This is a genomic window from uncultured Mailhella sp., assembly GCF_947631555.1.
Classification (GTDB): domain Bacteria; phylum Desulfobacterota; class Desulfovibrionia; order Desulfovibrionales; family Desulfovibrionaceae; genus Mailhella.
Genome location: NZ_CANRLT010000070.1, coordinates 1 through 12891 on the forward strand (window position 1 = coordinate 1; position 12891 = coordinate 12891).

Below are 12891 nucleotides of genomic sequence, written 5' to 3' on the forward strand. Positions count from 1 at the left end.
CTCACTCTGGACGTGCGCGTCATTGTCTCCGGCGGCGGCATCAATGACGCGCACGTCCAGAGTGAGTCCGCGGCTGCGCAGCGTGTCCACAGCGGCTGCGGCCCCGGCCGCCATCTGCCGGCCCAGGCTTGAGCCGTTTCCGGACAGGGGCACGACAAGGGCCGCGTGTATGGCGTTGTCCGCGGGCAGGGGCGCGGCAGAAATGCCGAGAGCCGCGGGGTTGGCATAAAGCCCGGGCACGGCGACGCGGGACAGCACGGCCGCGCTGTCTGCGACGAGACCGCGGCGGGCGGCCTTGAGCAGGAGAAGATTCCACGGGAAGCGCGTCTCTTCGGCGGAGGAGACGGCAGCGGCAGCAGCGCGCATGGAGGCTGCGTCCATGCCGTCCAGGTCTGTCCAGTACGCGCGTTCCAGGGAGGCGCGTCTGGCCGCGTCAGCGCGGGCGGCCAGCTGGGAAAGGTCGCTCCTAGCCGCGGCGGCACGGCTTCCCGGGCGGCTGGCCATGACCGACAGGGCGCGTTCGCGCAGAGCCGGGGAAGCCTTCCCGTCCTCACGCATCCTGGCGGCAGCCAGGCCCTGCTGTTCCGGCGGCAGGGAGGCGATGCCGGACAGCCACGCGGCCACTTCGTCCCTCTGGGGCTGGAACAGGGAAGTCACGCTTCTGGGCACATACTGACAGCCCGAAGCGAGAAGCACGAGGCAGAGCATGAGGAGAACAGCGGAACGGAAGCGTTTCATCAGGAGTTCCTTTGAGGTTTCAAACGTTCCCCTTCAGGGGTAAACGCGTGATGGACAGAACGGCGAAGCCGGTGGAAGCCCTTTCCCCCTTTCCTTCAGGGGGCGATCTGCACAAGTCCTTGTGCCGGCTGCGGAGAAAGCCTGGCGGCCTGGCGCATAAGCGCGGTTCATGGCTAGGAAAGAACGGCCCTCCGAGTTTTCGGAAGACCGTTCATCATAAACCGGTGCGGGCCTGAGGGCAAGTGCCGGAGACCCCGCGAAGGCGCCGGACTTAGAGCGCCGTGGTGCGGAAGCCGTTGTCCGCGTAGACCACTTCGCCGGTGACGGCGGCGCTCAGAGGCGAGGCGAGGTAGACGGCGGTATTGCCCACGTCCTCGATGGTGACGAGGCGGCGCAGGGGAGCGCGCTGTTCGAACATGTTGCCGATCTGATGAAAGTCGGAGATGCCCGAGGATGCCAGCGTGCGGATAGGTCCGGCGCTGATGGCGTTCACACGGATGCCTTCAGGCCCGAAGTCCGTGGCCAGGTAGCGCACCGAGGCTTCCAGAGCGGCCTTGGCCACGCCCATGACGTTGTAGTTGGGAATCATCTTCTGCGAGCCGTAGTAGGTCATGCAGATCACCGACGCGCCCGGGGCGAGCAGGGGCGCGAAGGCGCGGCACAGTCCCACGAGGGAATAGGCGGAGATGTCCAGCGCCAGCTTGAAGCCCTCGCGGGAAGTGTCCAGGAAGCGGCCCTTGAGGTCGTCTCTGGCGGCGAAGGCCACGGAATGCACGAGTACGTCCACCTGTCCCCACTGTTCGCGGACGAGTTCCGCAGAGCGGGCGATGTCGTCATCGCTGGAGACGTCGCAGGGGAAGGTGAAGTCCCCGCCGAGTTCGGCGCAGATGGGTTCCACGCGCTTTTTCAGGGCGTCGTTCAGGTAGCTGAAGCAGAGTTTCGCTCCTTCCCGCCGGAAGGCGGAAGAGATGCCATAGGCTATGCTGTGTTTGTTGGCCACGCCGAAAATGGCGGCTTTCTTGCCTTCGAGAAGCATCGGTGTTTCCTTGTGGTTGGTACGTTGGGGATCAGGCTCAGAGCGATTCGCCGGTGATGAGTTCGTAGGCTTCGTGATACTTGCGCGTGGTGGTTTCCTTGACAATGGCGGAGAGCTTCGGCGCCGGGGGCGTCTTGTCCCAGTCCTGCATTTCCAGCCAGTCGCGCAGGTACTGCTTGTCGAAGCTCGGCTGGCTCCTGCCGGGCTGGTAGCCGTGGGCGGGCCAGAAGCGCGAGGAATCGGGGGTGAGCACTTCGTCGATGAGGGTCAGCCTGCCGTCCACAAGGCCGAATTCAAACTTGGTGTCGGCAATGATGATACCGCGCCCGGCGGCGTATTCCGCGGCTTCCCTGTACATGGACACGGAGAGCTGCGCCACTTTCTGCGTCAGTTCCCTGCCCACGATGTCTTCCATCCGGGCCACGGAGATGTTTTCGTCGTGGACGCCGGGTTCCCCCTTGGTGGAAGGCGTGAACAGCACGTCCGGCAGTCTGGAGGATTCCTCAAGCCCGTCCGGCAGGCTGTAGCCGCAGAGTGTGCGGGAGGCCTTGTAGGACTTCCAGCCGGAGCCTGCCAGGTAGCCGCGCACAATGCATTCCGCCTTCAGCGGTTCGGCCCGGTGCACGAGCATGGAGCGGCCTTCAAGCTGATCGCGGTAGGGCTGGAGCGCGGCAGGGTACTTGTCGATGTCCATTTCCTTGATGTGGTTGGGCACGAGGTGGGCGAAGCGCTGCATCCAGAAGCGGGTGAGCTGGGTGAGGATGACGCCCTTCAGCGGGATGGGGTCGCCGAGGATGACGTCGAAGGCGGACATGCGGTCCGTGGCCACGATGAGCAGGGTGTCCGCGTCGATTTCGTAGATGTCGCGAACCTTGCCGCGGGACTTGAGGGTGAAGCCGGGGAGATTGGTGGAGGTGATGACGGAATAGGGCATGGAGTACCTCGATTTCTGGGATGTTCAGGCGCGCAGTTCCACGGAACGGGCGTGGGCTTCCAGTCCTTCCATGCGGGCAAGGCGCGCGATGGAAGCGGCAAAACCGCGGGTAAAGGCCGGGGATGTGGCCACAATGCTGGTACGCTTGCAGAAGGTCTGTACGCTCAGGGCGGAGGAATGCCGCGCCGTGCCCAGGGTGGGCAGGACGTGGTTCGGCCCGGCGTAGTAGTCGCCCACGGGTTCCGGGGCGTAGTGGCCGAGGAACACCGCGCCCGCATGGCGTATGGTCGGAAGCAGGTTCCAGGGCTGGGCCGTGCAGACTTCCATGTGTTCCGGAGCGATGCGGTTGGCAAGCTCCACGCCCAGAGACAGGTTCGGGACGTGGACGATGGCGCTCCAGTGTTCAAGGGCTGCGCGGGCGATGTCTTCGCGGGGCAGTCCGGCCACGCGGCGTTCCAGGGCGGCGGCCACGCGGCCGGCAAGGACGGCGCTGTCCGTGACAAAGACGGCGGAGGCCAGTTTGTCGTGTTCCGCCTGCGAGAGCAGGTCGGCGGCCACCCATTCGGAGTTGGCGCCATCGTCGGCCAGGACGAGGATTTCACTCGGTCCGGCGATCATGTCGATGCCCACCTTGCCCTGCACCAGCTTCTTGGCCGTGGTCACAAAGATGTTGCCCGGCCCGGCGATGACATCCACGGGGCGGATTTCCCTGGTGCCCCAGGCCAGCGCCGCCACAGCCCAGGGGCCGCCCACGCGGTAGACTTCGTTGATGTCCAGAAGGTAGGCCGCGGCCAGCATATAAGGATTGAGCGTGCCGTCGCTGCGCGGGGGCGTGACCACGGCGATTTCCCGTACGCCAGCCACCTGCGCGGGGATGGCCCCCATGAGCATGGAGGAGATGAGCGGGGTGTCGCCGCCCTTGCCGCCGGGAACGTAAAGCCCGGCGCGATCCACGGGTTCGACTTTCTGTCCGAGGATGGAGCCGTCTTCGCGGGTGATGAACCACGATTGGTCCTTCTGGGCCTCATGGAAGGCGCGGATGTGGGCGGCGGCTTCGGTGATGATGCTGCGTTCCTCCACGGAAATGGAGGCCGCGGCGCGGGCAAGTTCTTCCTGAGACACGGAGAAGGGCGCTTCCATGTCCGGGGCGTCGAACTGACGGGTGCGTTCGAGCAGGGCCTGATCCCCGCGTTCCCGCACATCGGCGAGTATGGCGCGCACCTGAGCTTCCACTTCCGCGCCGGAGTCACCGGCGGGTTCGCCGCGTGCGGACAGGCGCTGAAGGAAGGACTCAAGTTCAGGGTCGGCCAGGGATTTTACATGCAGGACAGGACAGGACATCATATACTCCTTGAACCCGGCGTGCGGCCGGTACGTCGTTCACCATGCGCTGTTCGGCGGGTTTGTGTCAAGCGGACGTCTTCTTCAGGGGCTTCACCACCTGGCGCCCGCGCCCGAGGGCGAGGGAATGCGGCGGCACGTCTTCCACGATGACGGAGCCGGCGCCCACGAGCGCGCCTTCACCCACGCTGACCGGGGCCACAAAGGCCGTGTTGCTGCCGATGAAGCAGTTTGCGCCGATGACGGTGCGGTGCTTGTTCACGCCGTCATAGTTGCAGGTGATGGTTCCCGCGCCGAAGTTCACCCCCGGCCCGGCTTCGGTGTCGCCGAGGTAGGTGAGGTGGTTGGCCTTGGAACCCTTGCCGAGGCGGGTCTTCTTGATTTCCACAAAGCTGCCCGCGTGGGCGTCTTCGTCGATGAGCGTCTGGGGCCGCAGGCGGGCGTAAGGCCCGATGACGGCGCCCTTGCGCGCTTCCGCGGAGTCGATGTGGCAGAATTCGCGGATTTCGGCACCGCCGCGGATCACGGCGTCCCGAAGGACGCAGTGGGAGCGTACACGTGCGCCGCTCTCAATGCGGCTGTCGCCATAGATTTCGCAGGGACCGAACAGCTCCGCGCCTGCTTCCACCCTCGAGAAGGGGCTGACACGCACGGATTCGCGCTGATGCAGGATGACGCCGGAGGCCAGCAGCCCGGACGCGCGGCGCTCCTGAAGCAGGGATTCGGCTTCGGCGAGTTCCGCGGGGGTGTTCACGCCGAGCAGGGCCGCGGCTTCGCAGCCAGCGCCTTCCGCACGGATGCCGCGCACGTCCATGCCCGCCTCAAGCCCGAGGGCCGCGAGATCGGTGATGTAGTATTCCCCGCTGGCGTTGGCGCGGCCAAGGCGGGGCGTCAGGGCACGCACGGCGGGCAGGGAAAAGAGGTAGATGCCGGTGTTGACTTCGCGGGCTTCTTCCTTCGGCCCGTAGAGCGCAGGGTCGAAATCTTTGGCCTCCACAATGGCGCGCACCGCGCCGTCCCTGCGCACCACGCGGCCGTAGGAGGCGGCGTCGTCCAGTTCGAGGCTGAGAAAGGCCACGTCCGCACCCCAGGCCCGCTCCAGAAAGCGTTCCAGGGCGGCTGCGGTGACGAGGGGCGCGTCCCCGTTGACCACGAGCAGGCGGCCCTCAGGCGGGAGCTGGGGCAGGGCGGTCATGAGCGCGTGCCCCGTGCCGCGCTGTTCCTTCTGTTCGATGAGGCGGGCAGAGCGCCCCAGGCGGGCGGCTGCGGCTTCGGCCTCGCGGGAGACTTCGGCGGCGGCATTGCCCACGAGGGTGAAGATTTCCTGACGGCCATCCAGCTCGTGGAGCGCGGCCGTGACCAGGGCAAGCATGGTTTCCCCCAGCAGGGTCTGAAGAACCTTGGGGCGCGGCGAGGGCATACGCGTTCCCCTGCCCGCGGCAAGAATGAGGGAGGTGAGAACTTCCATACGTCGCTTCCTAGGAGAAAGAACGCCCGGCGGCGCAGAGCAGCAGCCCCAGGGCCAGAATGACAAAACCCGCGGCGCGTCCCTGACGGGCGGGGAGTTCGGCAAGGCGCAGAAGGGCGTCCCGCATGGCATCGGGCGCAAGTATCCAGGGCAGCGCTTCCAGCACGGCGGCAAGGCCGAGGGCGCAGAAAAAGAGGGAGAAATTGAAATTCATGGGGCAAGTATCCCCGCGAAAGGGCCGAATGTAAAGCCTTTTTCCGGGAAGCGGGGCAGGGGAAAGGCAGGCGGGGCAAGTCGGGTGTTCAGGGCTAAGGCATCGGCGGCCTTTTTCGATGGAATCCGGGCGTGACAGGCTCGGGATGGGGTGAAAGGGACTCAGGTTCAACAGCCGGAATCAAACCCAGTGCGGAAAAGCGGAGTGATTCTTCCCGGATGTTCCCCTGCCGTGCCGGTGGAGCCGCTCAGTGACCCCGGGCGTGTAAGCATGTCCGGCAGACGTTGGCTCTCATCATCTTACTTCCTTTATGGTTTGAGACCTCGGCCTTTAGGCCGATAGAGCCCCACCCCGCCCTGAAGGGCGGGGTATCTTTGGGGCGGTAGCTTGGGAGGGGATGCAAACCCCTCCCAAGCGCAGGACGCAAAGCCCTGAAGGGCTTTGCTACATTATTGCTCAAACCCGGGTGCAGCAGACGCGGCGCTTGTGAAGAACTTTTTGCAGTGCGCAAGGGGGTTCCTGGTTGCGTCGCCTGGCGGGATGGGATAGGAAGGAAGAAGCTCTGTATACTATGTTATTGAAGAGGAGAACCCGTCATGGACTTCAAGCGTTTTTTTGCCTGCTTCGCCGTTGCCGCCCTGTGCTTTACCACTACGGCCTATGCCGCTGAAAAGGCCAACCTGAACAGCGCCACGGAAGAAGAACTCGCCGCCGATCCCGCCATCGGGCCGGATCTGGCCGCCAAAATCGTGGAATACCGTGGAAACGTCGGCGATTTCACGAGCTATGAAGAGCTGAAGGAAGTGGAAGGCATCACCGATACCAAGATCAAGGAAATCAACGAGCATTTCGAGATCAAGGGCGTCGCGAGCTTTGACTGCAACTGCTGACGCCGCGTTCACCCGCGGTGTCTGTTTTCGATTCCGGGCCGCTGCCGGACGCCCGGCGGCGGGAGGTTCATGCGGCGCAGAACGCCTGAACCGGCCGGACACACCCTTTAACCAAAGGTGTTCTTAATGAAGAAGAGTACTCTCAAGAACCTTGGCAAGCTGTCTCTTGCTCTGCTGCTTGCCGTCGGTTTGAACGGAGTAGCTTCGGCCGGAGTGGCGCCTGCCGACGGCAGTGCGGCCATGAAATCCCCGGCCGCGAATGCCGCCGTCGTTGCCAAGCTGATCGGTCTCGTGAACAACCTTCACGAGAAGACCATGCTGGGTACGGAACGTACCATCAACGACGGCATCGTCATTCGCCAGAGCTACATCAAGGACGGCAAGATCGTCATTCCTCCCGAAGGGCTGTATACCACGGCGCGTTCGAGCAACTGGTATCCCTTCGACAACGAGCCTATCACCATGGCCGGCAAGCTGTACCGCGTCATCGTGGACCGTTACGTCCGCGATGTGGTGCGCGACGTGGTCATGAAGAAGGGCGACGTGATCACCAGCAACGCCGACAAGTCCCGCGGCTGGGAACTGAGTTCCCTCGAAGGCTGGACCACCTACGGTCTGGCTGACGGCAAGGAAGCTGTCTTCAAGGTTGTGAAGACCACGGGCAACTACTACGGTGCCTCCTTCCCCGTGAAGGTGGGCACGAGCATCAGCAATGATGCCGCGAACGGCGCACTGGTCAACGGCTCCAAGCAGCCCGTGGGCCACACCGTGCCCGACGAGACGAACAACCTCTCCCGCTTTGACTACGGCAGCAACGTGGCCAGCGTGGGCCGCACCTACGTTGTCGTGGACAAGATTGACGAACAGAACAACGTTCATGTGCGTGAACTGGGCACGGACAGCTGCACCGACCTCTTTATGTCCACTGCCAGGCCCGTGACCGGCACCTACGCGGACGGCGCGGCCTTTGCGGTTGGCGATGCGAAGGTGGCGGTGAAGAACATCGGCAAGGACAGCGTGGAGGTGTCCATCACCGAAAAGTCCGGCGCCGTGACCACAAAGAAGCTCTACATCGACTCCAAGAATGCCAAGTGGCTCATGCAGTCCATGGTGGAGCGCGACAAGTGCTACGTCGTTTCCAAGGACGGCAAGACGCTTGTGCATCTGAACATTCGCCCCGGCAACCCGTTCAAGGACGGTAAGGTGGAACTGGTTGCGTACTCTGATGTCATCGACGTGCAGAACGGATCCGACTGGCCTACGGACACGCGGTTCCTGGCACGTCCCGAGACCTGAGCGACGTGCACCTATCCGCACGAAGTCATGATCGCCAACAAGGAAGCGATCGTGCTTGACGGCGGAGCCAACAACGTGTTTGTTGGTCCTGACAACCAGTTCAAGATCGTTATCGATGAATTTGACGGCACCACCGTGAAGGCGTGGCATGTCGAGACCGCCAAGGCCAAGACCGGCAACCTCGTCACGCGTGCCCAGGGCAAGAACATCGACCTTGTCATCGGCAAGGCCTGCCGTTCCACTGTTCACTTCATCAGCCGCTGGTACGGCAAGATGTATGATGAACAGCTGAAGGGCATGGACGTGTTCAAATAGCATCGAACCGGCACGGGGATTCTGCGGCCCCGTGCTTTTTTTATCCGGCCCCGCGCCGTATCGCCTTTTCTCCCCGCGGGCTTTTCCGGCAGCGGGGCGTGAACGGGGCGCGGCCGGTTTTCCGCTCCCGCTTTCCCCCTGAAGCGGAAACGAGGCGATTGTAAACTTTTGCAAACTTCCGGCGCGGCGGGGAAGAATCGTGTTAGAAACAGAGTGCCCCGCCGTATCTTCTCCCCGGGGCTTTCCCTGAAGACGGCAGGGCGTCCCTTCCGAGTCTGGGGGCTGGTTTTTCTGTTTCACCGGCCGCGGCTTCCCTGCCACCCTGCCTTCCCTTCAAAGTCAGCGGAGAATGCTGCCGGCAGAAGGGGCAGGTCAAAAAATTTTCCGTCTCCCCGGCAGGAAGCGCGTCCGGGGAAAGCCGCCCTCCCTGCTTCGGCGGACAAGAGGCGGCGGGGCGCAGGCGGCAGAATACGCATCTGTAACCGTTCACAAGGCAGGTTTCCCATGCCCGACGGCTATTCCCGAAGGAATTTTCTCAAGCTCAGCGCGGCACTGCTCGCAGGCGGCGCAGCCATCGCTTCCCCAGGCAAGGCCCGCGCCATCGGCTATGTCCCCCCGCAGGGCGGACCGGTGACGGAGTCCAAGGGCTACTGCCCGTTCTGCCAGGTGCGCTGCACCTACACGGCCCGCGTTCAGGACGGGAAGATTCTCAGCGTCACCGGCGATGCCGGGAACTACTGGACCGGCGGGGCCATGTGTCCCAAGGGCATGTCCATCCTGGAGCTGATGGACAGTCCTTTCCGCATCACGGAACCGATGTTCCACGAGGCAGACGGAAGCTGGCGCAGGATCAGCTATGAGGAAGCCGTGGCCATGACGGCGGAGCGCCTCAAGGCTGTGCGCGACAAGTACGGCGACAAGGGCGGCAACCGCGTGGCTCTCACCATGCCGCTCTGGGACTGCCTGGAATCGGAAATCGCGGCGCTCATGACCCTGCGCACCGTGGGCAGCGTACAGGCCATGCCTCCGGGCGAAACCTGCGTGTCTACGGCCTCCAACATGCTGGGACTCATGCTCGGCGTGAACAGCGGTTCCACACAGGTGGACGAACTGCTCAAGGCGGAAACCGTGGTGCTCTGGGGCGCGAACGTCAACGACCTCTATCCGCCCTACACGCGCTGGCTCAAAGCCGCCCGCGAACACGGGGCAAGGATTCTGTACATCGATCCGCGGCGCACGCGCACCAGCCTGTGGTGCGACCGGCAGTTCCGCCCGCAGCCCGGCACGGACGGCGTGCTTGCGCTGGGAGCCATCCGCTGGGTGCTGGAGCAGGGGGCTTATGACGAAGAGCGCGCCCGCTTCCAGATCGAGGATTTCGAGAACCTCGCGCCGCAGACGGAGAAGTTCACGCTTGAGCGCGTGGCGGAGGTGACGAAACTTTCTCAGGAGGAAATCCTCTCCTTCTACCAGGCGCTGGCCGAAAGCCGCAGAACCATCGTGTGGCTCGGCGGCTCGCTCTCGCGCCAGACCAACGGCATCACCACGGCCCGGACCATCATTCTGCTTCAGGCGCTCCGGGACAACCTCATCGGCGAAGGCAAGGGTATGCTCACCTTCCAGAGCGGCAAGCCCGGCGGCGGCGAAGAGCTGGTGGACCACTTCTTTGGCGAGAACAAGACGCCGAAGATGAACTTCCGCCGTCTGCGCATGACCATGGAAAAGAAGAATCTGGACGTGCTCTTCCTCAATTCCAGCTACCGCCGCAATCCCGATGCCCTGGGCGTGCGCAAGGCCATAGAAAAGGTGCCTTTCGTGGTGCACATGGGCTTCTTCCTGGACGAGGAGTCCGAAGTTTCCACCCTGTTCATCCCCGCGGCCTTTGGTCCGGAAAGCCAGGGCTGCGGCTACGGCAACGAAAACCAGGTGGCCTGGCGCGAAAAGCTGGTTCAGGCCCCCGGCTCCTGCGTCCCGGCCTGGCAGTTCTACCGCGATGTGGGCCGCAGGCTTGACCCGGAGCGCTACCCCGATTTTAAGGATCCTGAAGCGCTGTGCCGTATGCTTCAGCAGCTGGTTCCCTCGTGGAAGGGCTTGAGCGTGGAGCGGATGCGCGCCTCTTCCACCGTGACCTGGCCGCTTTTCGAGGAGGGGGCCGGAGAGCGCACGGGCACGGTGTTCAGCGAGGGGAAGCTGCTCACCCCCACGGGCAAAATGACCGTGGCCGACCGCGTGTTCGGCGGCATTGACCGCTGGGACTACCCCAAGGGGCATCCCGCGGCCAGGGACGGCAAAAAGGAATTTCCGCTCATCCTCACCCAGGGCAAGCAGCTCTGGCACTGGCAGCAGACGCTGACCAACTTCGCCCGTTCCATGGCGCAGTTCTCAAACGGTCGTTTCGTGCAGGTGAACCCCCGCACGGCGGAGGAGCTGGGGCTTGTCCAGAACGACAAGGTCATGCTGGAAACCGTCAAGGGCGGACTCGAGTGCTGGGTGGACATCACGGAAAACGTGCTTCCCGGGGCGGTGTTCACCCCGGCTAACTGCTGCCGCACCACACCGCTCGCGGAGAACCGGAGCGATTCCATCTGCGACATTCTCCCCAATTACTGGGACCGCATTTCCGCGCAGCACAACTGCACGGGCTGCCGCCTGAGAAAACTGTGAGAGGTGCGTCATGGCGCGATACGTCATGCTTATTGATTCCGGCGTGTGCATGAACTGCAAGGCCTGCGTTGTGGCCTGCCAGCAGCGCAACCATGTGCCCTACGGGCTTTCGCGCAACTGGGTGCGCGAGACGGACAGCGCGTCTTCTCCCTGCGGGGCGGCTTTCCAGCCCGGCGCCTGTATGCACTGCGACGACCCCTCCTGCGTGCGCGCCTGTCCCACGGGCGCCACCTGGAAGAATCGCGACGGCGCCGTGGAAATCGACCGTTCCCGCTGCATCGGCTGCGGAAGCTGCATCGACGCCTGTCCCTACCATGCGCGCTTCCGCCATCCCCTCACCGGCACGGCGGACAAGTGCGACTACTGCCGCGGCAGCACACCCGGGCAGACGCCGGCCTGCGTCGCCGTGTGCCCCACGCACTGCCGCATTTTCGGAGACGCCGACGATCCCGCATCGGACGCGGCAAAGGCGCTTGCCTCCAGAAAGGCCGTGCACGTCATCCCGGCGGGGAGCGGCGCCAGGCCCACGCTGGCCTATCTTGACGCCACCACGCCGGCAGAGCTTCCCGCCGGAAGCACGGGGAGCAGGCTGGACGCCATGCGCCCGCTGGCCAGGGGCGTCAAGTGGACGGGCGGACTGGTTCTTGCGGCACTGGCGGGAACCTTCGTGCGCCAGCTCGTCAAATCTTCGGAAAAGGAAGACGAGGAGCTGGAGCGGGAACGCCGGAACGCTGAAGGCGGCAGAGACAAGGAGGACAAGGCATGATACGGCGACATTCCCGTTCCGCGATCTTCATGCACTGGTTCAACGCCGTGTGCTGGATCTTTCTGCTTTTTTCGGGCTTCGCGCTGCTCGCCGGGGACATGCAGCCCGTGGGCCGCTGGTGGGAAGAGTGCTGGCAGGGGCTTTTCGGAGACCGCGGCCTTCTGGTGGCGCACCTTGCTGTGGGAACGCTGTGGGTGGCCGTCTACGCGCTTTACCTCGTTGTGTTCGGCCGCAGAGAAGCGCTGCCCTTCCTGCGTGAGGTGACCTCCTTCGACGTTAAAAGCGACATGCTCTGGTGTGCGAAAAAGGGCCTGTGGCTGGTGCTCGGCCCGAAGCAGACCCGGAAGCTCGGCATCGACCCGGCGCTTCCCCCGCAGGGCTTCTACAACGCCGGTCAGCGCCTGGTGGCCGTGCTCGCGGTGCTCTCCAGCGCGGGTCTTGCCGTGACGGGGCTTGTCATGGGCTTCTGTTCCGGTGCTTCGGAATGGGCCGTTTCGGAAAGCGTGCTTCAGTGGTGCATTTTCGCGCATTTCTGCTGCGCGGGCCTGATGGCGATTTTCCTGCCCGTCCACATCTACATGGCGGCGCTGGCCCCCGGCGAAGGCCCGGCCCTGCGTTCCATGTTCACCGGCTTTGTGCCCGAAAGCCACGCTGAACACCACAACCCGCTCTGGTACGCCGCCCTGAAGAAAAACGGCTGACGGGGCAGGGGCAGACGCCGGAAGAGCGGAAAAAGCCGCGCGTCCTGCCGGCCGCAGGAAAAGGGCTTGCAGAGAACGCAGATTGCGGTCACAAAGGAGGGACGGCGCATCCTTCCTTCTGGTTCTGATTCCGGACTTGAAGCCGGGGCAGCTCAGGATTGAAGGCGGGAGCGCGGGAGGAAATGCCTCGGGGAGCAAGGCCCTGGAGGCTTTGCTGCCGTATCTGACGCGAAGGGGTTCTCTATGGGTATGATGACGTTTGTTTCCGTCCTGACCTGGGAAAAGCCGAAGATCGAGCAGGCGCTCAGGGATGAGCTTGACGCCATGCCCGAATCGCTCCGCAGGATCGCGGCGCATGTACTCATGGCCGGGGGCAAGCGTATCCGGCCCCTGATGACGCTGAACGCCGCGCGCATGTGCGGTGCGGAGGGCGGGGAACTGTACCGGCTCGCCTGCATTCCCGAAATGATCCACGCCGCCACATTGCTGCACGATGACGTGCTGGATGGCGCGGACAGGAGACGGGGCGTG

At 64.1% G+C, this 12891-nt stretch carries 13 protein-coding genes; 7 read left to right on the top strand and 6 right to left on the bottom strand.

The features are described from left to right. The 6 genes from Q0Z94_RS09150 to Q0Z94_RS09175 all read right to left on the bottom strand — a co-directional run. A partial coding sequence (locus Q0Z94_RS09150; RefSeq protein WP_298068994.1) for a hypothetical protein occupies window positions 1-738 on the bottom strand: 738 nt, incomplete at its 3' end. Window positions 739-1009: 271 nt separating this feature from the next. Further along, window positions 1010-1774 (bottom strand): enoyl-ACP reductase, encoded by a 765-nt coding sequence (locus tag Q0Z94_RS09155; protein ID WP_298068996.1) that lies wholly within the window; start codon window positions 1772-1774, stop codon window positions 1010-1012. A 37-nt stretch (window positions 1775-1811) separates the two neighbouring features. Continuing rightward, window positions 1812-2708, bottom strand: coding sequence for a phosphoribosylaminoimidazolesuccinocarboxamide synthase (locus Q0Z94_RS09160; protein WP_298069000.1), 897 nt, complete (start codon window positions 2706-2708; stop codon window positions 1812-1814). A 24-nt stretch (window positions 2709-2732) separates the two neighbouring features. After that, window positions 2733-4049: a histidinol dehydrogenase gene (hisD, locus tag Q0Z94_RS09165; protein WP_298069001.1), complete on the bottom strand. Its 1317-nt coding sequence runs from the start codon at window positions 4047-4049 to the stop codon at window positions 2733-2735. Window positions 4050-4116: 67 nt separating this feature from the next. Continuing rightward, a complete protein-coding gene (gene glmU, locus Q0Z94_RS09170) occupies window positions 4117-5517 on the bottom strand; it encodes a bifunctional UDP-N-acetylglucosamine diphosphorylase/glucosamine-1-phosphate N-acetyltransferase GlmU (RefSeq protein ID WP_298069003.1) in 1401 nt (466 codons plus the stop codon). Between the two features lie 10 nt (window positions 5518-5527). Continuing rightward, window positions 5528-5731 carry a DUF2065 domain-containing protein gene (locus tag Q0Z94_RS09175; RefSeq protein WP_298069005.1) on the bottom strand — a complete coding sequence of 68 codons (204 nt, stop codon included), beginning with the start codon at window positions 5729-5731 and terminating at the stop codon, window positions 5528-5530. A 596-nt stretch (window positions 5732-6327) separates the two neighbouring features. On the opposite strand from Q0Z94_RS09175, the gene Q0Z94_RS09180 reads away from it, so the two are divergent. The 7 genes from Q0Z94_RS09180 to Q0Z94_RS09210 form a co-directional block, all read left to right on the top strand. Further along, complete coding sequence (locus tag Q0Z94_RS09180) at window positions 6328-6621, top strand: helix-hairpin-helix domain-containing protein (RefSeq protein ID WP_298069007.1); 294 nt, start codon at window positions 6328-6330, stop codon at window positions 6619-6621. A 126-nt stretch (window positions 6622-6747) separates the two neighbouring features. Then, a complete protein-coding gene (locus Q0Z94_RS09185; protein WP_298069009.1) occupies window positions 6748-7917 on the top strand; it encodes a hypothetical protein in 1170 nt (389 codons plus the stop codon). A 27-nt stretch (window positions 7918-7944) separates the two neighbouring features. Continuing rightward, window positions 7945-8232, top strand: a complete 288-nt coding sequence (locus Q0Z94_RS09190; RefSeq protein ID WP_298069011.1) for a transcription factor — start codon at window positions 7945-7947, stop codon at window positions 8230-8232. Window positions 8233-8736: 504 nt separating this feature from the next. Further along, a complete protein-coding gene (locus Q0Z94_RS09195) occupies window positions 8737-10893 on the top strand; it encodes a molybdopterin-dependent oxidoreductase (protein ID WP_298069013.1) in 2157 nt (718 codons plus the stop codon). Window positions 10894-10903: 10 nt separating this feature from the next. Further along, window positions 10904-11659, top strand: coding sequence for a 4Fe-4S dicluster domain-containing protein (locus tag Q0Z94_RS09200; RefSeq protein ID WP_298069015.1), 756 nt, complete (start codon window positions 10904-10906; stop codon window positions 11657-11659). After that, window positions 11656-12360: a cytochrome b/b6 domain-containing protein gene (locus Q0Z94_RS09205; protein ID WP_298069017.1), complete on the top strand. Its 705-nt coding sequence runs from the start codon at window positions 11656-11658 to the stop codon at window positions 12358-12360. Before Q0Z94_RS09200 ends, Q0Z94_RS09205 begins: the two co-directional genes overlap by 4 nt. A 243-nt stretch (window positions 12361-12603) precedes the next feature. Then, the coding region (locus tag Q0Z94_RS09210; protein ID WP_298069019.1) for a polyprenyl synthetase family protein at window positions 12604-12891 on the top strand (288 nt) is incomplete at its 3' end.

What these genes read in the sequence shown, in the direction of transcription:
- Q0Z94_RS09155 (WP_298068996.1), bottom strand. Translation starts at nt 1,774, where the DNA reads ATGCTTCTCGAAGGCAAGAAAGCCGCCATTTTCGGCGTGGCCAACAAA.
- Q0Z94_RS09160 (WP_298069000.1), bottom strand. Translation starts at nt 2,708, where the DNA reads ATGCCCTATTCCGTCATCACCTCCACCAATCTCCCCGGCTTCACCCTC.
- hisD (WP_298069001.1), bottom strand. Translation starts at nt 4,049, where the DNA reads ATGTCCTGTCCTGTCCTGCATGTAAAATCCCTGGCCGACCCTGAACTT.
- glmU (WP_298069003.1), bottom strand. Translation starts at nt 5,517, where the DNA reads ATGGAAGTTCTCACCTCCCTCATTCTTGCCGCGGGCAGGGGAACGCGT.
- Q0Z94_RS09175 (WP_298069005.1), bottom strand. Translation starts at nt 5,731, where the DNA reads ATGAATTTCAATTTCTCCCTCTTTTTCTGCGCCCTCGGCCTTGCCGCC.
- Q0Z94_RS09180 (WP_298069007.1), top strand. Translation starts at nt 6,328, where the DNA reads ATGGACTTCAAGCGTTTTTTTGCCTGCTTCGCCGTTGCCGCCCTGTGC.
- Q0Z94_RS09185 (WP_298069009.1), top strand. Translation starts at nt 6,748, where the DNA reads ATGAAGAAGAGTACTCTCAAGAACCTTGGCAAGCTGTCTCTTGCTCTG.
- Q0Z94_RS09190 (WP_298069011.1), top strand. Translation starts at nt 7,945, where the DNA reads ATGATCGCCAACAAGGAAGCGATCGTGCTTGACGGCGGAGCCAACAAC.
- Q0Z94_RS09195 (WP_298069013.1), top strand. Translation starts at nt 8,737, where the DNA reads ATGCCCGACGGCTATTCCCGAAGGAATTTTCTCAAGCTCAGCGCGGCA.
- Q0Z94_RS09200 (WP_298069015.1), top strand. Translation starts at nt 10,904, where the DNA reads ATGGCGCGATACGTCATGCTTATTGATTCCGGCGTGTGCATGAACTGC.
- Q0Z94_RS09205 (WP_298069017.1), top strand. Translation starts at nt 11,656, where the DNA reads ATGATACGGCGACATTCCCGTTCCGCGATCTTCATGCACTGGTTCAAC.